The sequence below is a fragment of the Pseudomonas sp. JUb42 genome, assembly GCF_024807945.1.
In the GTDB taxonomy this organism is placed as follows: Bacteria; Pseudomonadota; Gammaproteobacteria; order Pseudomonadales; family Pseudomonadaceae; genus Aquipseudomonas.
In genome coordinates this window covers 140,754-164,269 of record NZ_JANUFD010000003.1, presented here as the reverse complement: position 1 = coordinate 164,269, position 23,516 = coordinate 140,754, and the positions used below count along the sequence as shown (strand labels likewise).

23 protein-coding genes are annotated in these 23,516 nt (G+C 60.9%); 13 read left to right on the top strand and 10 right to left on the bottom strand.

Translation table 11 applies throughout. The annotated features are described in order from the left end of the window. Positions 1-24 precede the first annotated feature (24 nt). Positions 25-912: a LysR family transcriptional regulator gene (locus tag M2401_RS07245; RefSeq protein WP_259101075.1), complete on the bottom strand. Its 888-nt coding sequence runs from the start codon at positions 910-912 to the stop codon at positions 25-27. A gap of 122 nt (positions 913-1,034) precedes the next feature. Between M2401_RS07245 and trpB the strand changes: the two genes are divergently transcribed. From trpB to M2401_RS07230, 3 genes are all read left to right on the top strand, one after another. Continuing rightward, complete coding sequence (gene trpB / locus M2401_RS07240) at positions 1,035-2,264, top strand: tryptophan synthase subunit beta (RefSeq protein WP_259101074.1); 1,230 nt, start codon at positions 1,035-1,037, stop codon at positions 2,262-2,264. Then, complete coding sequence (gene trpA, locus M2401_RS07235) at positions 2,261-3,073, top strand: tryptophan synthase subunit alpha (protein ID WP_259101073.1); 813 nt, start codon at positions 2,261-2,263, stop codon at positions 3,071-3,073. Before trpB ends, trpA begins: the two co-directional genes overlap by 4 nt. Before the next feature lie 127 nt (positions 3,074-3,200). Beyond that, positions 3,201-3,650 carry an RcnB family protein gene (locus tag M2401_RS07230; RefSeq protein ID WP_259101071.1) on the top strand — a complete coding sequence of 150 codons (450 nt, stop codon included), beginning with the start codon at positions 3,201-3,203 and terminating at the stop codon, positions 3,648-3,650. 165 nt (positions 3,651-3,815) lie between these two features. Here M2401_RS07230 and M2401_RS07225 read toward each other — a convergent pair whose 3' ends face one another. Together M2401_RS07225 and M2401_RS07220 are read right to left on the bottom strand one after the other, a co-directional pair. Continuing rightward, positions 3,816-4,148: a DOPA 4,5-dioxygenase family protein gene (locus tag M2401_RS07225; protein ID WP_259101069.1), complete on the bottom strand. Its 333-nt coding sequence runs from the start codon at positions 4,146-4,148 to the stop codon at positions 3,816-3,818. A gap of 75 nt (positions 4,149-4,223) precedes the next feature. Further along, positions 4,224-5,174, bottom strand: a complete 951-nt coding sequence (locus tag M2401_RS07220) for a choline sulfate utilization transcriptional regulator (protein WP_259101067.1) — start codon at positions 5,172-5,174, stop codon at positions 4,224-4,226. Between the two features lie 114 nt (positions 5,175-5,288). On the opposite strand from M2401_RS07220, the gene betC reads away from it, so the two are divergent. Together betC and choX are read left to right on the top strand one after the other, a co-directional pair. Further along, the gene (betC, locus tag M2401_RS07215) at positions 5,289-6,794 is read left to right on the top strand and encodes a choline-sulfatase (protein WP_259101065.1); all 1,506 of its coding nucleotides are present in this window, start codon (positions 5,289-5,291) and stop codon (positions 6,792-6,794) included. A gap of 38 nt (positions 6,795-6,832) precedes the next feature. Continuing rightward, complete coding sequence (gene choX, locus M2401_RS07210) at positions 6,833-7,759, top strand: choline ABC transporter substrate-binding protein (RefSeq protein ID WP_259101063.1); 927 nt, start codon at positions 6,833-6,835, stop codon at positions 7,757-7,759. A 152-nt stretch (positions 7,760-7,911) separates the two neighbouring features. Here choX and aroE read toward each other — a convergent pair whose 3' ends face one another. Then, positions 7,912-8,736, bottom strand: a complete 825-nt coding sequence (gene aroE, locus M2401_RS07205; protein ID WP_259101061.1) for a shikimate dehydrogenase — start codon at positions 8,734-8,736, stop codon at positions 7,912-7,914. A gap of 21 nt (positions 8,737-8,757) precedes the next feature. Continuing rightward, positions 8,758-9,672, bottom strand: coding sequence for an oxygen-dependent coproporphyrinogen oxidase (gene hemF / locus M2401_RS07200; protein ID WP_259101059.1), 915 nt, complete (start codon positions 9,670-9,672; stop codon positions 8,758-8,760). A gap of 176 nt (positions 9,673-9,848) precedes the next feature. Between hemF and M2401_RS07195 the strand changes: the two genes are divergently transcribed. After that, positions 9,849-10,826: an NADPH:quinone reductase gene (locus tag M2401_RS07195; protein WP_259101058.1), complete on the top strand. Its 978-nt coding sequence runs from the start codon at positions 9,849-9,851 to the stop codon at positions 10,824-10,826. 8 nt (positions 10,827-10,834) lie between these two features. On the opposite strand, the gene M2401_RS07190 is transcribed toward M2401_RS07195, so the two are convergent. From M2401_RS07190 to M2401_RS07180, 3 genes are all read right to left on the bottom strand, one after another. Continuing rightward, on the bottom strand, positions 10,835-11,392 hold the full coding sequence (locus tag M2401_RS07190; protein WP_259101056.1) for an L-threonylcarbamoyladenylate synthase: 558 nt from the start codon (positions 11,390-11,392) through the stop codon (positions 10,835-10,837). A 38-nt stretch (positions 11,393-11,430) separates the two neighbouring features. After that, positions 11,431-12,534, bottom strand: coding sequence for a DNA-processing protein DprA (dprA, locus tag M2401_RS07185; RefSeq protein ID WP_259101054.1), 1,104 nt, complete (start codon positions 12,532-12,534; stop codon positions 11,431-11,433). A 122-nt stretch (positions 12,535-12,656) separates the two neighbouring features. After that, positions 12,657-13,682: a LysM peptidoglycan-binding domain-containing protein gene (locus M2401_RS07180; protein ID WP_259101052.1), complete on the bottom strand. Its 1,026-nt coding sequence runs from the start codon at positions 13,680-13,682 to the stop codon at positions 12,657-12,659. A 146-nt stretch (positions 13,683-13,828) separates the two neighbouring features. Between M2401_RS07180 and def the strand changes: the two genes are divergently transcribed. From def to trkA, 4 genes are all read left to right on the top strand, one after another. Next, positions 13,829-14,335 (top strand): peptide deformylase, encoded by a 507-nt coding sequence (gene def / locus M2401_RS07175; protein ID WP_259101050.1) that lies wholly within the window; start codon positions 13,829-13,831, stop codon positions 14,333-14,335. A 139-nt stretch (positions 14,336-14,474) separates the two neighbouring features. Beyond that, positions 14,475-15,422, top strand: coding sequence for a methionyl-tRNA formyltransferase (fmt, locus tag M2401_RS07170; protein WP_259101049.1), 948 nt, complete (start codon positions 14,475-14,477; stop codon positions 15,420-15,422). Beyond that, a complete protein-coding gene (gene rsmB, locus M2401_RS07165) occupies positions 15,419-16,738 on the top strand; it encodes a 16S rRNA (cytosine(967)-C(5))-methyltransferase RsmB (RefSeq protein WP_259101047.1) in 1,320 nt (439 codons plus the stop codon). Before fmt ends, rsmB begins: the two co-directional genes overlap by 4 nt. Before the next feature lie 108 nt (positions 16,739-16,846). Further along, positions 16,847-18,220 carry a Trk system potassium transporter TrkA gene (trkA, locus tag M2401_RS07160; RefSeq protein ID WP_259101045.1) on the top strand — a complete coding sequence of 458 codons (1,374 nt, stop codon included), beginning with the start codon at positions 16,847-16,849 and terminating at the stop codon, positions 18,218-18,220. Positions 18,221-18,343: 123 nt separating this feature from the next. Here the strand turns inward: trkA and M2401_RS07155 are convergent, their stop codons facing one another. Together M2401_RS07155 and M2401_RS07150 are read right to left on the bottom strand one after the other, a co-directional pair. Beyond that, the gene (locus tag M2401_RS07155) at positions 18,344-19,231 is read right to left on the bottom strand and encodes a lysophospholipid acyltransferase (protein ID WP_259101043.1); all 888 of its coding nucleotides are present in this window, start codon (positions 19,229-19,231) and stop codon (positions 18,344-18,346) included. A 38-nt stretch (positions 19,232-19,269) separates the two neighbouring features. Continuing rightward, the gene (locus M2401_RS07150; protein ID WP_259101042.1) at positions 19,270-19,821 is read right to left on the bottom strand and encodes a DNA-3-methyladenine glycosylase I; all 552 of its coding nucleotides are present in this window, start codon (positions 19,819-19,821) and stop codon (positions 19,270-19,272) included. Positions 19,822-19,902: 81 nt separating this feature from the next. Here M2401_RS07150 and glyQ point away from each other — a divergent pair, with 81 nt between their 5' ends. The 3 genes from glyQ to gmhB are packed head-to-tail and all read left to right on the top strand — an operon-like array spanning position 19,903 to position 23,467. Next, complete coding sequence (glyQ, locus tag M2401_RS07145; RefSeq protein WP_259101041.1) at positions 19,903-20,850, top strand: glycine--tRNA ligase subunit alpha; 948 nt, start codon at positions 19,903-19,905, stop codon at positions 20,848-20,850. Beyond that, positions 20,847-22,901 carry a glycine--tRNA ligase subunit beta gene (gene glyS / locus M2401_RS07140; RefSeq protein WP_259101040.1) on the top strand — a complete coding sequence of 685 codons (2,055 nt, stop codon included), beginning with the start codon at positions 20,847-20,849 and terminating at the stop codon, positions 22,899-22,901. Before glyQ ends, glyS begins: the two co-directional genes overlap by 4 nt. A 14-nt stretch (positions 22,902-22,915) precedes the next feature. After that, positions 22,916-23,467 carry a D-glycero-beta-D-manno-heptose 1,7-bisphosphate 7-phosphatase gene (gene gmhB / locus M2401_RS07135; protein ID WP_259101039.1) on the top strand — a complete coding sequence of 184 codons (552 nt, stop codon included), beginning with the start codon at positions 22,916-22,918 and terminating at the stop codon, positions 23,465-23,467. The last annotated feature ends 49 nt before the right edge of the window (positions 23,468-23,516 follow it).

Sequence of the window (23,516 nt, the reverse complement as noted above, 5' to 3'; positions counted from 1 at the left end):
TAGGTCGCTCCAACCACTTACAGGCTATCCCCCAAGCTCCGCTTTGAGCCAATGCGCCAATTGCCGCGCACGGCCATCTGCGGAGCGCTTGGGCACCCAAAGCGCCAGTTGCGCCGGGGTTTCACTGAAGCCCCATGGCGCAACCAGACGCCCGGCGCGCAGGTCGTCGGCCACCAGCGGCTCGGGGGCGATAGCGATGCCCAAGCCCGCCGTTGCGGCTTCAAGCAGGTAATACAAATGCTCGAACTTCTGGCCGTAGCTCAAGGCCTGGGGGTCGATGCCATTCTGTTGCGCCCAACTCGGCCAGGCCTGCGGTCGTGAGGTGGTTTGCAGCAGGTTCTCGCCCAGCAATGCCTGGGCGGGGGCCTGTTGCAGGGCCTCGAAGCCGGAGAAGTGCGGGCTGAGCACCGGGCCAATGCGCTCGCTGGCCAACTCGAACACCTGCATATCTACCGGCCACGGTGGCTCGGCGAATATCAGCAAGGCATCCAGGCCTGGCCGACGTGGATCGAGGTCGCCTTCGCCCGCCGACAAGTGCAGGCGCAAGTCCGGTAAATCCGCATTCAGGCGCCCCAAGCGGGGAATGAACCAACGCGCCAGCAAACTGCCCGAGCAACCCAACACAAAGGGCGCGTCGGCACTGTCATGCGTTAACTCGGCGCATACCGCGCGCAGCCGGTCGAAGGCTTCACCGCTGGCATCGCGCAGACGGATACCGGCATCTGTGAGTTTCAGGCCGCGCCCATCCTTGCTGAACAGCGCCAGGCCCAAATGCTCTTCAAGGACTTTCAATTGCCGGCTGACCGCACCATGGGTGACGTGCAGCTGTTCGGCCGCCTGACTGACGCTGTTCAGACGGGCGGTGGCTTCAAAGGCGCGCAAGGCGTTCAGGGGCGGAAGGTCGCGGCTCATGGTATCTGTGAGTTTTCCTGACAGGTTGCGCCGATCTTATCGATTTTCTTCGTCACATGCGCTGGTTAAAGTGGCTTCATTGCCAAATCGGCTAAACCCATTACTTCAAACGTGGAGGTCCCATGACCCAGACCAATTTCAGCAAAGGCGCCGACGCCAACGGCTTGTTTGGCTCGTTTGGCGGTCGCTATGTCGCCGAAACCCTGATGCCCCTCGTCCTCGACCTGAACCGCGAGTACGAAGCGGCCAAGGCTGACCCTGAGTTCAACGAAAAACTGGCTTATTTCCAGCGCGACTACATCGGCCGTCCAAACCCGCTGTACTTCGCCGAGCGCCTGACCGAGTTCTGCGGCGGCGCGAAGATCTACTTCAAGCGCGAAGAGCTGAACCACACCGGCGCGCACAAGATCAACAACTGCATCGGCCAGGTCCTGCTGGCCTTGCGCATGGGCAAGAAACGCCTGATCGCCGAAACCGGCGCCGGCATGCACGGCGTGGCCACTGCCACCGTTGCCGCCCGCTTCGGCCTGCCTTGCGTGATCTACATGGGCGCCACTGACATCGAGCGCCAACAGGCCAACGTGTTCCGCATGAAGTTGCTGGGCGCTGAAATCGTGCCTGTGACTTCGGGCACCGGCACCCTTAAAGACGCGATGAATGAAGCCCTGCGCGACTGGGTCACCAACGTCGACGACACCTTCTACCTGATCGGCACCGTCGCCGGCCCACACCCTTACCCGTCCATGGTTCGCGACTTCCAGGCCATCATCGGCAAGGAAACCAAGGCGCAGATGCAAGAGAAGGAAGGCCGCCTGCCAGACAGCCTGATTGCCTGCGTCGGCGGTGGTTCCAACGCCATGGGCCTGTTCCACCCGTTCCTGGACGATGCCAGCGTTGAAATCATTGGCGTTGAAGCCGGTGGCCATGGCGTTGATACCGACAAGCACGCAGCCAGCCTGAACGGCGGCGTTCCCGGCGTATTACACGGTAATCGCACCTATTTGCTGCAAGATGCCGACGGCCAGATCACCGACGCCCACTCGATTTCCGCAGGCCTTGACTACCCTGGCATCGGCCCGGAGCACGCCTACCTGCACGAAGTGAAGCGCGTCGAATACGTCAGCATTACCGACGAAGAAGCCTTGGAAGCATTCCACGACTGCTGCCGCCTGGAAGGCATCATCCCGGCGCTGGAGACCGCTCACGCCCTGGCCGAAGCCATGAAGCGCGCCACCAACCTGCGCGACGATCACCTGATGGTGGTCTGCCTCTCCGGCCGCGGCGACAAAGACATGCAAACCGTCATGAACCACATGGCCGCCGCTGAAAAAACTCAGGAGAAGCTGGTATGAGCCGCCTCGAACAACGTTTTGCCGAACTGAAAACCGAAGGCCGTTCGGCGCTGGTGACCTTTGTCACCGCTGGCGACCCTGGCTATGACGCCTCCCTGAAAATACTCAAGGGCCTGCCCGCTGCCGGCGCCGACGTGATCGAGCTGGGCATGCCCTTCACCGATCCGATGGCCGATGGCGTGTCGATCCAGCTGGCAACCCTGCGTGCCCTGGATGCCGGCCAGACCCTGCCGAAAACCCTGCAGATGGTTCGTGAGTTCCGCGTCGACAACCAGACCACACCTATTGTGTTGATGGGTTACTACAACCCGATCCATCGTTTTGGCGTTGAAGCCTTCGTTGCGCAAGCCAAGGCAGCTGGCGTCGATGGCTTGATCATCGTTGACCTGCCGCCCGAGCACGACGGCGAGCTGGCGACCCCGGCCCAGGCTGCTGGCATCGACTTTATTCGCCTGACCACGCCAACCACCGATGACGTACGCCTGCCGACGGTGCTGGAACGCAGCTCCGGCTTCGTCTATTACGTCTCGGTCGCCGGTGTGACCGGTGCCGGCTCCGCAACTACCGAACACGTCACCGAAGCCATTGCTCGCCTGCGCCGCCACACTTCGCTGCCGATCAGCGTCGGTTTCGGCATCCGCACACCCGAGCAGGCAGCTGCAATTGCCCGCCTGGCAGACGGCGTCGTAGTGGGTTCGGCACTGGTGGACAAGATCGCCAACGCCGCCTCCCCGGACCAGGCCATCGATGATGTCCTAAGCCTGTGTGCCGCGCTGGCCGAAGGCGTACGCAAGGCCCGTATCAGCTGAAGGTAAATGTTTTGATACAAAGGAATCATTAGGCCATTACTGGTACTAATCAGGTACGACATAAAAAGGCTCAAGACCTCTGTCCTGGGCCTTTTTTGTCGCTCTGAATTATCCAGGAGTAACACCCATGAAATTGCCGAACCGTTTGCTCGCCGGGCTGGGCGTCTTGATGATCAGTATCAGCCCGCTGACTCATGCGGATGATCACGATCAGGGTCGTGGCCGTGACGATAATCATGGTCAGCAGCATGGTCCGGGTCCGCAAGGCAATGGTCATGGCAACGACCATGGCAATAACCGCGGCGGCAATCGTCCGCCGGACAACTTCGACGATGTTCGACACACTTTTCAAGAACATCGCGACGTAATCGGCCGTGGTCAGCCGTTGCCGCCGAATATCCACATCGTCAAAGGTCACCCTCTGCCACGGGGCTATGGCAAGCGTCTGGACCAACGTTCGCTGCAGTATCTGCCGCGCTATGACGGCTACGAATGGCGTCGTACCGGCACCGACGTAGTTCTGGTCGCCATTGGCACCGGAATCGTCTACGAGATTCTGCAGGGTGTGTTGAACTGATCCCATATCGGGATTTGTAAATGGAACACTTGTGGGAGCGGATTTATCCGCGAAGAGACCGGTACAGTCGACTGATCTTCGTCATCGGGAATACCGCTTTCGCGAATGAATTCGCTCCCACTGAATTCGCCTGCCGCAGAATTCGCTACTGCCCGGTGAAAAGCGTCAAACCCTGAACATCCCAACATCCAGCGGTCTTACCTCGCCCATCCACATCGCATGTTCGGTGTGGTCGGCAAGGTCATCGCCGGTCAGGGGATGGATCAGTATCACCAAGCCTTTGCGATTGAGCGCTAACCACAGCATGACGTCAGCAAAGCGCTCATGGCCGAAGGCAAGCTGGCAGCTCCAGTCCACATGGGGCCCAACCAGCCGTTCATGGATGCGGCCCATCTTCAGGCCGAACAGTTCCGCTGCCTGCTCACACAGGGCGCGTGCCTGATCGAGGCTATCGGCGTCGAAATAGACGTGGGCGTGGTAGCCCTGAACTTCCGGCATTACTGAAACCCTCCAAAACAGCAAAAAGATGAGTGTGCCTGTCTGCGCAACTTGTCCACAGACTCAGATCAAGATTCACACGGCAATCGACGGCAAAGGCCGCCCGCCCAGAAGATCGCCACTGCGTGACTGTTCACTGGCAAGCCAGTCGACGAACTGCTGAACAATCTGTACCCGACGCTTGCGCTGCGGCAGGACCACGTAATAGCCGTAGGCGGAAATCGCCGTGGCTTCCACCGGGCGGCACAGCAGGCCCTGATCGAGCAAGTTGTCCACCAGATGGCGCCAACCGATAGCCACGCCTTCTCCGGCAATCGCCGCCTGAATCAGCAGCGTGTAGTTGTCGAAGCGCAATTGCCCCGGCGCCGGTGCCTGGGGGATTTTCAGGGCACGGAAGACACCGGCCCAGTCAAACCAGTTGCTGCTGCCTTCGCCGCGCAGGTGCAGCAGCGGAAACTCGCGCAGCACATCAATGGGCAACGGCGGCTCGCGACCGGCCAGCAACTGCGGGCTGCACACCGGAAACACTTCTTCACTGAACAGCCAGCGACTCTCACCCTGTTTGAAACGACCATCGCCGAACAACACGGCCACGTCGATATCGGCGCGCAGCATGCTGTGGCTGCGCTCACTGGTTACCAGGCTGACGTCGACGTCCGGGTTGGCCTTGTGGAAACGATGCAGGCGCGGCATCAGCCAGTAGGCGGCGAAAGCGAAATCCGTCGCCACCTGCAACACCTCATGCTGATGGTGACCGGTGACGGCGATCAAGCCGCTGTCCATGGACTGCAAACCAGCCTGAACGTGGCCGAACAGCACCTCCCCGGCTTCGGTCAACTCAATCCCCCGGTAGATCCGATCGAACAGGCGCGTCGCCAGTTGCTCTTCAAGGCGCTTGATCTGCTGACTGACTGCGGGCTGAGTGGTGCCCAGTTCGATCGCTGCCGCCGTAAAACTGCGCAGGCGCGCCGCTGCCTCGAAGGCACGCAGCAGGTCCAGAGACATTTCCCCAAGGCTTTCAAACATAAGCTGTACTTATCCTAGCTATTGTTTTGCATGGGCTTTACCGCTAATCCCACGGCTTCCATAGTGAATACCAGCACTGTCGCATAAATATTCACTATGGAATGCCGCGAAGACATGAAGCGCAAGAACATTCTTTTCATCATGGCCGATCAAATGGCCGCGCCGATGTTGCCGTTTTACGCCCCATCTCCAATCAAGATGCCGAATTTGAGCCGCCTCGCCGCCGAAGGCGTGGTGTTTGACTCCGCGTACTGCAACAGCCCGCTGTGCGCTCCCTCGCGTTTCACTCTGGTCAGCGGGCAGTTGCCCAGCAAGATCGGCGCCTACGACAACGCTGCCGATTTCCCCGGTGACATCCCGACTTACGCCCACTACCTGCGTGGCATGGGTTACAAGACGGCGCTGTCGGGCAAGATGCACTTCTGCGGGCCGGATCAGTTGCACGGCTACGAAGAGCGCCTGACCAGTGATATCTATCCCGCCGACTATGGTTGGGCGGTGAACTGGGACGAGCCGGATGTGCGCCCAAGCTGGTATCACAATATGTCGTCGGTGCTGCAGGCAGGCCCGTGCGTACGTACCAACCAGCTCGACTTCGATGAAGAAGTGGTCTTCAAGGCCCAACAGTATCTGTTCGATCACATCCGCGAGGATGGCGACGCGCCGTTCTGCCTGACCGTTTCGATGACTCACCCCCACGACCCGTACACCATTCCCAAGCCGTTCTGGGACCTGTACGACGACGCCGATATTCCGATGCCACCGGCCCACGCCGATCAGGACGCCCTGGACCCGCACTCCCAGCGTCTGCTCAAGGTCTATGACCTGTGGGACAAGCCGATGCCGGTCGACAAGATCCGTGACGCCCGCCGTGCCTACTTCGGTGCGTGCAGCTATATCGACGATAACGTCGGCAAGCTGCTCAAGACCCTGGAAGACACCGGCCTGGCCGATGACACCATCATCGTGTTCTCCGGCGATCATGGGGACATGCTCGGCGAAAAAGGCCTCTGGTACAAAATGCACTGGTTTGAAATGGCCGCGCGGGTACCGATGCTGGTCTACGCTCCGGGTCAGTTCAAGGCAAGCCGGGTGAGCGCTTCGGTGTCCACCGCCGACCTGTTGCCGACCTTCGTCGACATGGCCGGTGGCGAGCTGGACGTCGGTCTGCCGCTCGATGGCCGCTCCCTGATGCCGCACCTCAAAGGCGAGGGCGGGCACGATGAAGTGTTTGGCGAATACATGGCTGAAGGCACGGTCAGCCCGCTGATGATGATTCGCCGTGGCGCTTATAAATTCATGTATTCGGAGCAGGACCCGTGCCTGCTGTTCGATGTGCAGAACGATCCAAAGGAACTGGAAGACCTCAGCCAGTCGGCTGAACACCAGGCGTTGTACTTTGATTTCATGGCTGAAGCACGGGCCAAGTGGGACATTCCGGCGATACACCACCAGGTGCTCGCCAGCCAGCGTCGTCGGCGCTTCGTCGCCAAGTCACTGGCAATCGGCAAGCTGAAGAGTTGGGATCACCAGCCGCTGGTAGACGCCAGTCAGCAATATATGCGCAACCATATCGATCTCGACGATCTGGAGCGTAAGGCGCGTTATCCGAAACCTTGAACCCTGCCAAGACCAAAAAAACCAAAGGGGCACCAACCATGAAGAAGCTATCCACAGCACTTGCGGCCAGCGTGATTGCGCTGACCAGTTTTGCGGCGCAAGCCGATGGGGAATCTTGCAGCACCGTGAAAATGGCCGATCCGGGCTGGAGCGATATCGCGGCAACCAACGCGATCACCTCGTTCCTGCTCGACGGCATGGGCTACAAGGCCAAGGTCGACACTCTGGCGGTGCCGATTGCCTACGGTGGACTCAAGGACGGGCAGATGGATGTCTTCCTGGGTAACTGGATGCCTGCGCAACAGGGTTTCTATGACAAGTTCATCGCCACCGGCGATGTAACCCAGTACGCCAAGAACCTCGACGGCACCGAATTCACCCTGGCAGTACCGGACTACGTCTGGGACGCGGGCGTGCATGACTTCGCCGACCTGAACAAATTTGCCGACAAGTTCGACAGCAAGGTCTTCGGCATCGGTGCCGGAGCCCCGGCCAACCAGCACATTGCCGATATCATCAAGAAAAATGAATTCGACATGGGCAAATGGAAGCTGATCGAGTCCAGCGAGCAGGCGATGCTGGCGGAAGTCGGTCGGGCCGTAAAGAAGCAGAAGTTCGTGGTCTTCCTCGGCTGGACCCCGCACCCGATGAACGTGCAGATCAAAGGTATGCATTATCTGAAAGGTGGCGAGAAGTACTTCGGTGACACCGGTACTGTTTCGACGCTGACCCGCAAAGGCTACGCCGCTGCCTGCCCGAACGTGGGCAAGCTGCTGACCAACCTGACCTTCACCCAGGACATGGAGAACTCCATCATGGCCGACGTGAGCAACAACAAGGTCAGCAACGCCGACGCAGTGAAAACCTGGATCAAGGCCAACCCGGCACAGCTGGACAAGTGGCTTGATGGCGTGAAAACCCTGGACGGCAAAGATGCATTGCCAGCGGTGAAGGCCAAGTTGTAATCAGAGACCGGTTAATCTGCTGACAAATGTGGGATCGAATTGTGGGAGCGGATTCATCCGCGAAAGGGCTAGTACATTCGACAGAAATTTGTTGGATGTAAAACTGCATTCGCGAATGAATTCGCTCCCACAAATGTCGTCTGTCGCAATGTTTAACTACCCCCCAACTGCCGCCGCAACTCAGCCAGTACCGGCGCAGAATCCGGGCGCACGCCGCGCCATAGCAGGAAGGCTTCCGCCGCCTGTTCGACCAGCATCCCCAAGCCGTCCATTGCCTGTGCCGCGCCATGTTCCGTGGCCCAGCGGCAGAAAGCGGTCGGTTCCTTGCCATACATCATGTCGTAGCAGAAGGTTTTGCCAGGCTCGATCAGGCTAGGTGAAACCGGCGGCAGTTCACCGGCCAGGCTGGCGGACGTGGCATTGATGATCACGTCCACCGACTCTTCCAGCCAATCGAAACCACTGGCAAATACAGGCCCCAGTTCGGCGAACTCCTGCGCCAGTTGCTCGGCTTTTTCCACGGTGCGGTTGGCGATTACCAACACCGCCGGGCGCTCAGCCAGCAACGGTTCCAGGGCGCCACGCACGGCACCGCCCGCGCCGAGCAGCAGGATGCGCTGGCCGGTCAGGCGGATACCGGCATTGACGGTCAGATCACGTACCAGGCCCGCGCCATCAGTGTTGTCACCCAGCAAGGTGCCATCGGCCAGCTTGCTCAGGGTATTCACGGCGCCTGCACGGCGCCCGCGCTCGGTCAGGCTGTCGGCCAGGCGATAGGCCTGTTCCTTGAACGGCACCGTGACGTTGGCACCACGCCCCTGGGCAAAGAAGTCCCGGGCGAAGGCGGTAAAGCCGTCCAGCGGCGCCAGCGCCGTGCGGTAATCGAGTTGTTGGCCGGTTTGTGCGGCAAACAGTCCATGGATCAACGGCGATTTGCTGTGACCGATGGGATTACCGAAGACGACGTAGTGATCCATTGTGCATTCCTGAAAGTGTTTTTAAGCCTGGCCGAGCCAGTCGCGATCCTGCAGGAAATACTCGGTCAGGCGCGCTTCGGCGCTGCCCGGCTCGGGTTTCCAGTCGTAGCCCCAGCGCACCTGGGGTGGCAGCGACATCAGGATCGACTCGGTGCGCCCGCCCGATTGCAGGCCGAACAGAGTGCCACGGTCGTAGACCAAGTTGAACTCGACATAGCGGCCACGGCGGAATTCCTGGAATTCACGCTGCTGTGCCGTGTACGCATCGGCCTTGCGGCGCTGAATGATCGGCAGGTACGCCTCGATGTAGGCATCGCCAATGGAACGAATGAAAGCGAAGCTGGTGTCGAAGTCCCACTCGTTCAGGTCATCGAAGAACAGGCCGCCGATACCGCGCGGCTCGTTGCGGTGCTTGATATGAAAATAAGTGTCGCACCAGGCTTTATAACGCGGGTAGACGTCGGCACCGAACGGCGCGCAGGCGGCTTCGGCGACGCGGTGCCAGTGCACGCAGTCTTCTTCGACGCCGTAGTAAGGGGTCAGATCGAAACCGCCGCCGAACCACCAAACTGGCTCTTCGCCCTCTTTTTCGGCGATGAAAAATCGCACGTTGGCGTGGGAAGTCGGCACATGGGGATTGTGCGGATGAATCACCAGGGACACACCCAGGGCCTCAAAACCGCGCCCGGCCAGTTCAGGCCTATGAGCGCTGGCCGACGGCGGCAAACCAGTGCCGAAGACATGGGAAAAGTTGACGCCGCCTTTCTCGATAACGTCGCCATCGCCAATCACTCGCGTACGACCACCGCCACCTGCCGGACGCGTCCAGGCATCCTCGACGAAGCTCGCCTTGCCGTCTTCCTGTTGCAGGGCGGCGCAGATGCGATCTTGCAGATCGAGCAGGTAAGTTTTTACGGCCTCGGTGCGGGCGGACATATCGATCCCTTCAAACGGCTGAAAAGGCTGAGCTGCCCGCCCCACATGGGGTTGGGCAAATTTGCCGCGTAGCATACCACCGGCCCGTGTGCAGCCGCAGTTGACGAAGATCAACTGAAGGAGTGGGATAGGCGGTCTTCGCATCTGTGATTTGATGCCACCTATGGAGAGTGCACATGGCAAAGCGTATCCAGTTCAGCACGATTGGCGGTCCTGAAGTCCTGCAATATGTCGACTTCGAGCCTGCCGAGCCCGGCCCGCAACAGGTACGAGTGCGTAACAAGGCGATTGGCGTCAACTTTATCGACACTTACTTCCGCAGCGGCCTGTACCCGGCGCCGTCGATGCCATCCGGGCTGGGCACCGAAGGTGCTGGCGTGGTCGAGGCAGTCGGCAGTGAAGTAACCCGCTTCAAGATCGGCGACCGTGTGGCCTACGGCAGCGGCCCGCTGGGCGGCTACAGCGAAGTGCATACCCTGCCGGAAGCCAATCTGGTGCTGCTGCCGGACGCCATCAGCTTTGAACTGGCCGCCGCCGTCATGCTCAAGGGCCTGACCGTGCAGTACCTGTTCCGCCAGACCTATGAGCTCAAGGCCGATGAAATCGTGCTGTTCCACGCCGCAGCTGGCGGCGTCGGCTCCCTGGCCTGCCAATGGGCCCGGGCGATCGGCGCCAAGCTGATCGGTACGGTCAGTTCGGCAGAGAAGGCCGCCCACGCCAAGTCCCTCGGCGCCTGGGAAACCATCGATTACAGCCATGAAAACGTGGCCCAGCGCGTGCTGGAGCTGACCAACGGCAAGAAGTGCCCGGTGGTTTACGACGGCGTCGGCAAGGACACCTGGGAAACCTCCCTGGACTGCCTGGAGCCGCGCGGCCTGATGGTCAGCTTCGGCAATGCGTCGGGCGCGGTCAGCGGGGTCAACCTGGGGATTCTGGCGCAGAAGGGCTCGCTGTACGTCACCCGGCCGACCCTGGGCACCTACGCCAACAACGCCGAAAGCCTGCAAGGCATGGCCGACGAGCTGTTCAAGATGCTGGCCAGCGGCAAGATCGAGGTCGGCGAGGTACAGCAGTACGACCTCAAGGACGCCGCCACGGCGCAAACCGAGCTGTCCGCCCGGCGCACCACGGGGTCGACCATCCTGATTCCGTGATGGCTTGATCAGGCCGGGCGGATTACCTGCCCGGTCGCCAGGTCACGAATCACACTGGGGTTACGGCGCCCACCCAGGGCGCCACCCAGCACGCCATCGATCTGCCCGCGGAAATACTGCTCGACACGCAAGCGACTGCGCGCTGCCGGGCGGCCTGCCGGGTTGGCCGAGGTCGAGATCAGTGGGCCGACCAGGGCGCACAGGTCGCGCACCGTTGGATGATCGCTGACCCGCAGGGCCACGGTGTCGTGGATGCCGGTGATCCACTCCGGCAACAGGTTCTGATGAGGCACCAGCCAGGTATTGGGGCCGGGCCAGGTACTGGCCATGCGGTCGAGCCACAACTCCGGGAAATCTTCGAACAGAAAATCGAACTGGTGGATATTGTCGGCAATCAGGATCAGGCCTTTTTCCACCGGCCGCGATTTGATCGCCAACAGGCGATACACCGCCTCTTCATCCCACGGATCGCACCCCAGCCCCCACACCGCCTCGGTTGGATAGGCAATCACCGCTCCGGCTCGAATATCCCGCGCGGCTTGTTGCACACGCCAACTGCTGACCATTGCTTTCTCTCCGATTCAGGGCTGGGCGAAGTTTAACCTCAGCCAGCCCGGGCGAACCACCGTCCGGCCTCACAGATCACCCGTCCCTCCAGCTCAAGCTCGGTCAGGGCCGCCAGCACTTTGGGCAAAGACCAGCCCGCAGAATTCGCCAACGCCTCACTGGTGTGGGGTGCCGCATGCAGCAGGGTCAACAAGGGGTGGAGCGGGACGGCGGGCTCGGGGGTCGGCGCGCAGGGCACTTGCCAGCCACGCAGGGCTTCGAGGATGTGTTCAACCGTTTCCACCAATACGGCGCCATCACGGATCAATTGATGGCAGCCACGGGCGCCCGGATGGTGAATCGAGCCGGGAATGGCGTACACCTCGCGGCCTTGTTCGGCGGCCAGGCGCGCGGTGATCAGCGAACCGCTGGCCACACTGGCTTCCACCACCAGTACGCCGAGGGAAAGCCCACTGATGATTCTGTTGCGGCGCGGGAAGTTCTGCGGCTGGGGACCTGCATCCAGCGGGAACTCGGAAACGACCGCGCTACCCGCTTCGCGCATGCGCTGCGCCAACTGACGGTGGCGCTGTGGATAAAGTTTTTCGATGCCCGTGCCAAGCACCCCGATCGTGGCCCCGCCGACGTCCAGCGCACCCTGATGCGCAGCGCCATCTATACCCAGGGCCAGGCCACTGGTAATGACAAAACCGGCACCCGCCAGGCTGCGGGCGAAGGCTGTAGCGGTATCGATACCGGGACGGGAGGCGCGGCGGCTGCCGACCATTCCCAACTGCGGTCGGTCGAGGATCGAAGGGTCGCCTGCCACAAATAACAGCGGAGGTGGGTCGGAAATTTCCGCAAGCAACGCAGGATAGTTCTGATCATCCCACATCAGTAAATGCTGGCCCGGACGCTCTAGCCAAGCCATCGCGGCACTGGCTGCGTCGCGAATCAGCGGGTCGCGCCGGGCTTCGGCGCATGCACTCGGCAGACCGAGCGAGCGCCATGCGCTGGCCGGTGCACTGAGGGCTGAAGAGGCGCAACCGAAGGCGTCGATGAGCTTGCGAAAGCGTTTCGGGCCGACCTCCGGCAAGCGATGCAAGCGCAGGCGCGCTTCCAGTTCAGCAGGCGAAGGGACGGCTTTTTCGAACAGTGGCATAAGATCATCCTTGATCTGTAGTGCTCCTCAGGCATGCAGCCAACCTGTGGATAACTCTGTTGACAACAATTTGATAAGTGACGGATTAATGAAGGAAAACGTATCAAACCTGAACCAACAGGTCAGGGATTGCGAACCTTGTCCATGACCGCCAGCGAACGACTGGCGCGCAACACCAGACCGTAACTGAGTTTGTCGTAAGTGCGGAAAACCATCAGCAGGCCCGAGCGCTCGTCAGGAATCTTGACTTGTTCACCGGTGATGCGATCACGGACAGTCTCGCCGGTCTTGAAAATCGCCAGCACGTTGCCCTCAGCCAGACCGTCGCGCTTGCCCTTGTCCAGGGTAACCACGTCGTACTCGCCGATCTGCGTCACGCCCCGCGGCACGTCGATGATCAGGCCCTCGATGGGGGTTTGCGGCGAGCTGGGCATGAAGGTGGAGTTGATCGCCCGCTCTTCGCTGGCGAACAAACGGTCGCCCAGGCGCACTTCCTGAGTGGAGCGTTGCAGTTGCAGGGTGGAGACATCGCCTTCAGTGGCGACAACTTCACCACCGCCGATGTCGTCAGCGTTGATGCCCAGCACTTCCTGGGTCTTCGGATCGGTATAGGTCTTGCCCTGACGGAACAGGCCGTAGACCGAATGCGCCGGATCCAGCTTGCCGCGCACGTAGATGCGGTCGCCCTGGCCGCTGAGTACGCGCTCGGCGTTACCGGCGACGATGTAGGGTGCCTTGTCGAACTGATCGGGGGTATCCACGATACGGTTGCTCAGCAGGAACGCATTGATTGCGCCCAGCGGGATGCTCGGAATCGCATCGACCATCGGCGTGCTGCGGATGCGCGGCGAGAGCTTGACCGTGCCATGGGACTCGCCACGGTTGAGCGTCACTTGCGGCTGACCATTGACGTAAGAGAGCGTCAGCGAGTCGCCGGGGTAGATCAAATCAGGGTCGTGAATTTGCGGATTGGCGTGCCAGATTTCCTTCCATTTCCACGGCTCGCTCAGAAACTTGCCGGAAATGTCCCAAAGTGTGTCACCCGAAACGACTGTGTAAGTCTGTGGATGGCCTTCCCTGAGTTGCACTTGCGCCTGCACAAGACCGCTGGCGGTCAGCAACAGCAGGGCGAGTAGTGTTTTCCTCATGCGGTGAATCCCTTTATCATGTTGCTTCGCGTGAACATTGAGTCCCGTCAGGCTCGGTATCTAGAATCTACAGGGGTTGCCCCGCTTCAGACGTCCAAGCCTAGCAGCCGATTTTGACTTTACCCTACAGTGCAGCTCTTACATATATGGCTATTTTAAACATCCTCGAATTTCCCGATTCGCGCCTTCGCACCATCGCCAAACCAGTGGCGGCGGTCGACGACGGCATTCGCCAGTTGGTCGATGACATGTTTGAAACCATGTATGAGGCCCCTGGCATCGGTCTGGCCGCGACCCAGGTCAACGTGCACAAGCGCGTTGTGGTCATGGACCTGAGCGAAGATCGCAGTGAACCCCGGGTGTTCATCAACCCCGAGTTCGAATTCCTCACCGATGAGATGCAGCAGTATCAGGAAGGCTGCCTCTCGGTGCCAGGATTCTATGAGAATGTCGATCGCCCTCAAAGGATCAAGATCAAGGCACTGGACCGCGATGGCCAACCTTACGAGCTGATTGCCGAAGGTTTGCTCGCCGTCTGCATCCAGCACGAGTGCGATCACCTCAACGGCAAGCTGTTCGTGGACTACCTGTCCAACCTCAAGCGCGACCGGATCAAGAAGAAGCTGGAAAAGCTGCACAAGCAGAACGCCTGATTCCCGGCATGCCTCTGTGGGAGCGAGGCTTGCCCGCGAAGAGACCCGGACATTCAACGCATCTTTTGATGCCTGAAAAATCGCCTTCGCGGGCAAGCCTCGCTCCCACGGCTCCAATTTCCTTTCCTACGAGAAGCCCATGACTGAGCCACTGCGCATCGTCTTCGCCGGCACCCCCGAATTCGCCGCCGAACACCTCAAGGCCTTGCTCGACAGCCCTTATGAAATCGTTGCGGTCTATACCCAGCCGGATCGGCCGGCCGGTCGCGGGCAGAAACTCATGCCCAGCCCGGTCAAACAGCTGGCAGTAGAGAAGGGTATCGCGGTGTTGCAGCCGCCGACCCTGCGCGATGCAGCGGCCCAGGCTGAGCTGGCGGCACTCAGGCCGGACCTGATGGTGGTGGTTGCCTATGGCTTGATCCTGCCCCAGGTAGTGTTGGATATTCCGCGTCTGGGCTGCATCAACAGTCACGCCTCGCTGCTGCCACGCTGGCGCGGTGCGGCGCCGATCCAGCGCGCCGTGCAGGCCGGTGACGCAGAAAGCGGTGTGACCGTGATGCGTATGGAAGCCGGGCTCGACACCGGGCCGATGCTGCTCAAAGTCAGCACTCCGATTACCGCTGAAGACACCGGCGGCAGCCTGCACGATCGCCTCGCCGAGCTGGGCCCGCCTGCTGTGTTGCAAGCCATTGCCGGACTGGCCGACGGCTCGCTGGTGGGTGAAGTGCAGGACGACAGCCTCGCCACCTACGCCCACAAGCTTAATAAAGATGAAGCGCGCATCGACTGGAACCGTCCCGCCGATGAGCTAGAGCGCCTGGTTCGCGCCTTCAACCCATGGCCGATCTGCCACAGCACGCTTAATGGCGAAGCCCTGAAAGTGCTGGCGGCGAGCCTGGCTGAAGGGGAAGGAACACCGGGGACCATTCTGGAAGCCAGCAAAGACGGCCTGATCGTCGCTTGTGGTCAACGGGCCTTGCGCCTGACCCGCCTGCAATTGCCGGGGGGCAAGCCGCTGAACTTCACCGACCTGTTCAATAGCCGTCGTGAAAAATTCGCCACCGGCACCGTGTTGGGTGAGGCATGAACCCGCGTCTCGCTGCCGCCAAGGCACTGGCCGCCGTCCTCAGCGGCAAGGCCTCGCTCAATAGCTCCCTGCCCACACAATTGGACAAGGTCGAGCTGCGTGACCGTGGCCTGACCCAGGACCTGGCGTTCGGCACCGCACGTTGGCAGCCACGGCTGTCGGCCCTGGCCGCCAAACTGTTGCAAAAACCTTTCAAGGCCGCCGATGCTGACGTCGAAGCGCTGCTGCTGGTAGGCCTGTATCAGTTGCTCTACAGCCGCATTCCGGCCCATGCCGCCATCGGCGAAACCGTTGGTTGCGCCGACAAGCTGAAAAAGCCCTGGGCCAAGTCCCTGCTCAACGCCGTGCTGCGTCGCGCCCAGCGCGAGAGCGAAGCACTGCTGGCCGAACTGGAACACGACCCGGTGGTACGCACCGCCCATCCGCGCTGGCTGCAAAAGGCGCTGAAAGCTGCGTGGCCCGAGCAATGGGAGGCCATCTGCGCCGCCAACAATGCCCATCCGCCGATGATCCTGCGGGTCAATCGCCGGCATAAAACCCGTGACCAGTATCTGCAACTGTTGAGAGACAACGGCCTTGAGGCCAGCGCCTGTACCTTCAGCCAGGACGGCATCGTGCTCGCCGAAGCGGCAGACGTACGCGCCTTGCCCGGTTTTGCCGAAGGCTGGATCAGCGTGCAGGACGAAGCCGCGCAACTGGCGGCCGATCTGCTGGAACTGGCCCCTGGTCAACGGGTACTGGATGCCTGCTGCGCCCCTGGCGGCAAGACCTGCCATATCCTCGAGGTGCAGCCGCAACTGGCAGGCGTCATTGCCGTCGATCTGGAAGCCAAGCGCCTGGTACGGGTGCGCGAGAACCTCGAACGCCTCGGTCTGAGCGCCGAACTGATTGCCGCCGATGGCCGCGAGACCGCGCAATGGTGGGATGGCAAACCGTTCCAACGCATCCTGCTCGACGCGCCATGCTCGGCGACCGGCGTAATCCGCCGCCACCCGGATATCAAGCTGACCCGTCAGGCCGATGACATTCCGGCCCTGGCCGCGCTGCAAGGCGAGCTGCTCGACGCCTTGTGGCCGACCCTGCAGGTAGGCGGCATCCTGCTGTATGCCACCTGCTCGACGCTGCCGACGGAAAATACGCAAGTCATCGAGGCCTTTCTGGCCCGGACTTCCGGCGCTCGCGAGCTGGATATCGCCGGTCAGCACGGCCAGCAGCCACCCGGCCTGAAGCAGCCTCACGGTCGCCAACTATTGGCGCAAGAGGGCGGGCATGATGGTTTCTACTATGCCAAGCTGATCAAAATAGCAGCGAGTTAACGCATTTCTCAGGTGGGACCGGCTTTAGCCGGGAATACGCCTTCCCGGCTAAAGCCGGTCCCACAATCCCCCGCGTCAAAATCTGCGGGAGCTTCAAGGAGTGAACGGATGAAAATCATCATCCTCGGCGCAGGGCAGGTCGGCGGCACGCTCGCCGAGCACCTGGCCAGCGAAGCCAATGACATCACCGTGGTCGACACCGATGCCGACCGCCTGCGTGACCTGGGCGATCGTCTGGATATCCGAACGGTGCAGGGCCGCGGCTCTTTCCCAACGGTCCTGCGCCAGGCCGGGGCCGATGATGCCGATATGCTGGTGGCTGTGACCAACAGCGACGAGACCAATATGGTTGCCTGCCAGGTCGCCTACACCCTGTTCCACACCCCAACCAAGATCGCCCGGGTGCGCGAAGCCGCCTACCTGACCCGCGCCGGCCTGTTCGACAACGACGCCATTCCGGTGGACGTGCTGATCAGTCCGGAACAAGTCGTCACCAATTACATCAAGCGCCTGATCGAATACCCCGGCGCGCTGCAGGTCATCGACTTCGGCGAAGGCAAGGCCCAGTTAGTGGCGGTCAAGGCGTACTACGGCGGGCCGCTAGTGGGCCAGCAGTTGCGCCAGTTACGCGCGCACATGCCCAATGTCGACACCCGCGTCGCCGCAATTTTCCGCCGTGACCGGCCGATCCTGCCCAAGGGCGATACGGTAATCGAAGCCGATGACGAGGTGTTTTTCATTGCCGCCAAGGGCGACATTCGTGCGGTCATGGGCGAAATGCGTGGTCAGGATGCAGGCTACAAGCGCATCGTCATCGCCGGTGGCGGGCATATCGGCGAACGGCTGGCCGAAGCCATCGAAAGCCGCTATCAAGTGAAGATCATCGAGATGAACCCCGCGCGCTGCCGCTATCTCTCGGACAACCTGCACAGCACCGTGATTTTGCAGGGCAGCGCCTCGGACCGTGATCTGTTGCTGGAAGAGAATATCGCCAATACCGATCTGTTCCTGGCCCTGACCAACGACGACGAGGCCAATATCATGTCGTCGCTGCTGGCCAAGCGCATGGGCGCGCGCAAAGTCATGACCATCATCAACAACCCGGCTTATGTGGATCTGGTCCAGGGCGGCGAGATCGACATTGCCGTCAGCCCGCAGCTGGCAACTATCGGCACTTTGCTGACCCACGTACGGCGGGGCGATATCGTCAGCGTCCACTCACTGCGCCGGGGCGCGGCGGAAGCCATCGAGGCCGTGGCCCATGGTGATGCCCGCTCAAGCAAGGTGATTGGCCGGGCCATCCGCGATATTTCCCTGCCCCAGGGCACCACTATTGGCGCGATCATCCGCGAGGATGAGGTACTGATCGCCCATGACATCACCGTGATCGAGTCCGGGGACCATGTGATCCTGTTCCTTGTGGATAAGAAGTACATCCGCGATGTGGAGCGGCTGTTTCAGGTGGGGTTGAGCTTCTTTTAACCAGCGCGCAAATTCCTGTATGGGAGCGGATTTATCCGCGAAGACGGTATCCCAGACGATAAAGATGCATCGACCTCTTCGCGGATAAATCCGCTCCCACAATGTAACGCGTGTCCGGCCCGATCAATACCAGCGCTCTTCACCCGCCGGGCGTTTCTTGAAGCGCTTCATGGTCCACATGTACTGGCTCGGATAGGCCCGCACATATTTCTCCACCACCTGGCTCATGGCCGCCGCTGAAGTCGCAGTGTCTTCGCTGTACATGGCTTCGGGCGCGGCTTCCAGCACAACCTTGTAGCCGGAACCGTCCGGCAGGCGCATGGCATGCAGGAACACGCCAACCGCCTTGCCACCGGCAAGCATGTTGGGCACGAACTTGCTGGTCAGGGCCTGGGTGGCGCAGAAGGGTACAAAGATACCGGCCGACTCAGCCGGTTCCGGGTCGGCAGGGATGCCCACTGAACCGCCTTTGCGCACTTCCTTGATGACACTGAGAATGCCTTCCTTGGTCGACGCCGCTACGCGGTTACCCAACTGCACGCGCTGTTTGCGCAGCAGATCATCCACCGCCTTGAGCTTGGGCGGGCGATAGAAAATGATCGGTTTGCACTGGCTGCAATAGAAGTGGTTGAGCACTTCCCAGTTGCCCAGGTGACTGGTGATGCCGACCACGCCCTTGCCGGACGCCAGGGCGTCCTTGAGCACATCGAGGCCTTCGACTTCACGCACCAGATCGATGGATTTCTGCGCTGGCCAGATCCAGGCACAGGCGCTTTCGGTCAGTGTCTTGCCGATATCCATCAGGCTACGCCCAACCAGACGCTCGCGCTCGGCGGCGTCCAACTCTGGAAAACACTTGCTGAGGTTGATGCGCACTACTTCCCGCGAGCGGTTGGGCAGCTTCCACATCAACCAGCCGATGCCTGTACCCACGGCCTGTACGGCGCGCCACGGCAACAGGGCAAACAATCGCAACGCCCCGACGATCAAGGCGCCTTTGAACTTATCCACAGCTCACTCCCCAGGTTTCAAGACGGCCATTGTAACCGTCAGCGAGTCAGCTCGGCGTATCGATCACAATCGACGGTGTGATCCATGACCATACCGGTGGCCTGCATAAAGGCATAACAGATGGTCGGGCCGACAAAGGTGAACCCGGCTTTCTTCAGTGCCTTGCTCATGGCTTCGGCTTCGGGCGTCACCGCAGGCACTTCGCCGCGACCGCTGAAGTGATTGATCTTCGGCTGACCACCGACGAAGGACCAGAGATAGGTCACCGGATCCTCCAGCTTCAGCCAGGCCAAGGCATTACGCCGGGTGGCGTTGAGCTTGAGACGGTTGCGAATGATGCCCGGGTCGAGCATCAGGGTTTCGATCTCTTCGTCAGTCAAACGCGCCAGGCGCTCGGCATCAAAATTGAACATGACCTCACGATAACGCGCGCGTTTTTTCAGAATCGTGATCCACGACAGGCCCGCCTGGAACCCTTCGAGCATGAGGAACTCGAACAACATCTGCGCGTCGCGCAGCGGTACGCCCCACTCCTGATCGTGATAGTCCATGTAAATTGGATCTTCGTTGCACCAAAAGCAGCGTGCCATAGGGCTCCCAAGGGTAGAGGCGCGGCCGAATCGGGTATACTCCCGCTCTTTAAATCGCAGCCCAAGAAACAGGTGAATTTCGTGAGCCAGCCTACGCCAGCCGTGCGTACCTTCCAAGACTTGATCCTCGCCCTCCAGCAATACTGGGCCGAACAAGGTTGCGTGGTACTTCAGCCCTACGATATGGAAGTAGGCGCCGGCACTTTCCACACTGCCACGTTTCTGCGCGCCGTCGGCCCGGAAACCTGGAACGCCGCTTACGTACAGCCCAGTCGCCGCCCGACTGACGGCCGCTACGGCGAAAACCCGAACCGTTTGCAGCACTACTATCAGTTCCAGGTCATCCTGAAACCGAACCCGGAGAACTTCCAGGAACTGTACCTGGGTTCGCTCAAGCGCATCGGTCTGGACCCGCTGGTCCACGACGTACGCTTCGTCGAAGACAACTGGGAATCGCCGACCCTGGGCGCCTGGGGTCTGGGCTGGGAAATCTGGCTCAACGGCATGGAAGTCTCGCAGTTCACCTACTTCCAGCAAGTGGGCGGCCTGGAGTGCTATCCGGTCACCGGCGAAATCACCTACGGCCTCGAACGCCTGGCCATGTACCAGCAGGGCGTGGACTCGGTCTACGATCTGGTCTGGGCTGACGGTCCGTTCGGCAAAGTGACCTACGGCGATGTGTTCCACCAGAACGAAGTGGAGCAGTCGACCTACAACTTCGAACACGCCAACGTCGAGAAGCTGTTCGAGTTTTTCGACTTCTACGAAAGCGAAGCTGCACGCCTGATCGAGCTCGAGCTGCCATTGCCGGGCTACGAAATGGTCCTCAAGGCCTCGCACACCTTCAACCTGCTGGATGCCCGCCGCGCGATCTCGGTGACTGCCCGTCAGCAGTACATCCTGCGCGTACGTACGCTGGCCCGTTCGGTGGCTCAGGCCTACCTGCAGGCCCGGGCCAAGCTCGGCTTCCCGATGGCTCCACCTGATTTACGCGATGAAGTGTTGGCTAAGCTGGAGGCTGCGCAATGAGTGCTCAAGATTTCCTGGTTGAACTGGGCACCGAAGAACTTCCACCGAAAACCCTCAGCAGCCTGGCCGACGCGTTCCTGGCCGGTATCGAGAAAGGCCTACAGAGTGCCGGCCTGACTTACAGCGCCAAGCAGGTCTATGCCGCGCCGCGCCGTCTGGCGGTCCTGATCACTGATTTGGCCACGCAACAGCCGGACCGCAGCGTCAATCTGGACGGCCCGCCGCGTCAGGCTGCTTTTGATGCCGAAGGCAATCCGACCCAGGCCGCCCTGGGCTTTGCCAAGAAGTGCGGCGTCGAGCTGAGCGAAATCGATCAGAGCGGCCCAAAGCTGCGCTACACCCAGAGCATCGCGGGCAAGCCAACCGCCAGCCTGCTGCCGACCATCGTCGAAGATTCGCTGAACGACCTGCCAATCGCCAAGCGCATGCGCTGGGCCGCGCGCAAGGAAGAGTTCGTGCGTCCGACCCAATGGCTGGTGATGCTGCTAGGTGACCAGGTGATCGATTGCACGATCCTGGCCCAGACCGCTGGCCGCGACTCCCGTGGTCACCGCTTCCACCATCCGGAAGATGTACGCATCTCTTCGCCGGCCGGTTACCTCAACGACCTGCGAAACGCGTACGTGCTGGCCGACTTCAGCGAGCGCCGTCAGTTGATCAGCAAGCGCGTCGAAGAACTGGCGACCCAACATGAAGGCACCGCCATCGTGCCGCCTGAGTTGCTCGACGAAGTAACCGGTCTGGTCGAATGGCCAGTGCCGCTGGTGTGCTCGTTCGAAGAGCGTTTCCTCGACGTACCGCAGGAAGCCCTGATCACCACCATGCAGGACAACCAGAAGTATTTCTGCCTGCTGGATGCCGAAGGCAAGCTGCTGCCGCGCTTCATCACCGTGGCCAACATCGAGAGCAAGGACCCGAGCCAGATCGTTCTGGGCAACGAGAAAGTCGTTCGCCCACGCCTGACCGACGCCGAGTTCTTCTTCAAGCAGGACAAGAAGCAGAAGCTGGAAACCTTCAACGAGCGCCTGAAGAACGTCGTGTTCCAGGCTCAGTTGGGCAGCGTCTACGACAAAGCCGAGCGGGTTTCCAGACTGGCGGCCTACATTGCGCCACGCATCGGTGGCGACGCTCAGCGCGCAGCCCGAGCAGGCCTGCTGTGCAAATGCGACCTGGCGACCGAAATGGTCGGTGAATTCCCGGAAATGCAGGGTATCGCCGGTTTCTACTACGCCAAGGCTGACGGCGAGGCGGAAGATGTCGCCCTGGCCCTCAACGAGCAGTACATGCCTCGTGGTGCCGGTGCAGAATTGCCGACTACCTTGACCGGTGCTGCCGTCGCTATCGCCGATAAGCTCGATACCCTCGTCGGTATCTTCGGTATCGGCATGCTGCCCACCGGTAGCAAGGACCCGTACGCCCTGCGTCGTGCTGCACTGGGTATCCTGCGCATCCTGATCGACAAGCAGCTGGATCTGGACCTGATCCAGGCAGTGAACTTCGCGGTCACCCAGTTCGGGGCCAAGGTCAAGGCTGCCGGTCTGGCCGACCAGGTGCTGGAATTCATCTTCGACCGCCTGCGTGCGCGTTACGAAGACGAAGGCGTGGAAGTGGCGGTGTACCTGTCGGTTCGCGCGTTGAAGCCGGGCTCTGCGCTCGATTTCGACCAGCGTGTCCAGGCTGTCCAGAGCTTCCGCAAACTGCCGCAGGCCGCTGCATTGGCGGCGGTGAACAAGCGCGTCTCGAACCTGCTGAGCAAGGCGGAGGGCAATATTGCCCAGACCGTGGAGCCCAAGTACTTCGACAATGCCAACGAGTTCTCCCTGTACTCGGCGATTCAGCAAGCGGATCAGGCCGTGCAGCCAATGGCCGCAGCCCGTCAGTACAACGAATCGCTGGCACGCCTGGCCGCTCTGCGCGAGCCGGTGGATGCGTTCTTCGAAGCGGTGATGGTCAACGCGGAAGACCCGGCGGTACGGGCCAACCGTTATGCCTTGCTGGCACGTCTGCGCGGCCTGTTCCTGGGCGTGGCTGACATTTCCCTGCTGGGCTGAACGGAGCAAGACGCGTGAAGTTGCTGATACTCGACCGGGACGGAGTCATCAATGAAGACTCCGACGCTTACATCAAGTCGGTGCAGGAGTGGATTCCCATTCCCGGCTCGGTCGAAGCCATCGCGCAATTGAGCAAAGCCGGCTGGACGGTGGCGGTCGCTACCAACCAGTCCGGCATTGCCCGAGGTTATTACGATCTGGCGACCCTCGACGCCATGCACGCGCGTTTGCGCGAGCTGGTGGCGGAGCAGGGTGGCGAGGTCGGCTTGATTGTTTACTGCCCCCATGGCCCGGACGAAGGCTGCGCTTGTCGCAAACCCAAACCCGGCATGTTGCAGACCATCGCTGCACATTACGCGGTGGATCTGGCGGGTATCTGGTTTGTCGGCGACAGCAAGGGTGACTTGCAGGCCGCCGTGGCCGTCGATTCACAACCTGTTTTGGTATTGACCGGCAAAGGTCGCAAGACCGAAGCGGGTGAATTGCCGCAAGGCACGCTGGTTTTTGACGATCTGGCGGCAGTAGCCGCAGAACTTATCCACAACGGCGTATCGTACAACCGCTAGTCGACGGTACCGGTACGCTTCAATGGCGGGCAATGCCCGTATGGTAAAA

Coding starts and splice junctions, on each gene's coding strand:
- M2401_RS07245 (WP_259101075.1), bottom strand. CDS start 912: ATGAGCCGCGACCTTCCGCCCCTGAACGCCTTGCGCGCCTTTGAAGCC.
- trpB (WP_259101074.1), top strand. CDS start 1,035: ATGACCCAGACCAATTTCAGCAAAGGCGCCGACGCCAACGGCTTGTTT.
- trpA (WP_259101073.1), top strand. CDS start 2,261: ATGAGCCGCCTCGAACAACGTTTTGCCGAACTGAAAACCGAAGGCCGT.
- M2401_RS07230 (WP_259101071.1), top strand. CDS start 3,201: ATGAAATTGCCGAACCGTTTGCTCGCCGGGCTGGGCGTCTTGATGATC.
- M2401_RS07225 (WP_259101069.1), bottom strand. CDS start 4,148: ATGCCGGAAGTTCAGGGCTACCACGCCCACGTCTATTTCGACGCCGAT.
- M2401_RS07220 (WP_259101067.1), bottom strand. CDS start 5,174: ATGTTTGAAAGCCTTGGGGAAATGTCTCTGGACCTGCTGCGTGCCTTC.
- betC (WP_259101065.1), top strand. CDS start 5,289: ATGAAGCGCAAGAACATTCTTTTCATCATGGCCGATCAAATGGCCGCG.
- choX (WP_259101063.1), top strand. CDS start 6,833: ATGAAGAAGCTATCCACAGCACTTGCGGCCAGCGTGATTGCGCTGACC.
- aroE (WP_259101061.1), bottom strand. CDS start 8,736: ATGGATCACTACGTCGTCTTCGGTAATCCCATCGGTCACAGCAAATCG.
- hemF (WP_259101059.1), bottom strand. CDS start 9,672: ATGTCCGCCCGCACCGAGGCCGTAAAAACTTACCTGCTCGATCTGCAA.
- M2401_RS07195 (WP_259101058.1), top strand. CDS start 9,849: ATGGCAAAGCGTATCCAGTTCAGCACGATTGGCGGTCCTGAAGTCCTG.
- M2401_RS07190 (WP_259101056.1), bottom strand. CDS start 11,392: ATGGTCAGCAGTTGGCGTGTGCAACAAGCCGCGCGGGATATTCGAGCC.
- dprA (WP_259101054.1), bottom strand. CDS start 12,534: ATGCCACTGTTCGAAAAAGCCGTCCCTTCGCCTGCTGAACTGGAAGCG.
- M2401_RS07180 (WP_259101052.1), bottom strand. CDS start 13,682: ATGAGGAAAACACTACTCGCCCTGCTGTTGCTGACCGCCAGCGGTCTT.
- def (WP_259101050.1), top strand. CDS start 13,829: ATGGCTATTTTAAACATCCTCGAATTTCCCGATTCGCGCCTTCGCACC.
- fmt (WP_259101049.1), top strand. CDS start 14,475: ATGACTGAGCCACTGCGCATCGTCTTCGCCGGCACCCCCGAATTCGCC.
- rsmB (WP_259101047.1), top strand. CDS start 15,419: ATGAACCCGCGTCTCGCTGCCGCCAAGGCACTGGCCGCCGTCCTCAGC.
- trkA (WP_259101045.1), top strand. CDS start 16,847: ATGAAAATCATCATCCTCGGCGCAGGGCAGGTCGGCGGCACGCTCGCC.
- M2401_RS07150 (WP_259101042.1), bottom strand. CDS start 19,821: ATGGCACGCTGCTTTTGGTGCAACGAAGATCCAATTTACATGGACTAT.
- glyS (WP_259101040.1), top strand. CDS start 20,847: ATGAGTGCTCAAGATTTCCTGGTTGAACTGGGCACCGAAGAACTTCCA.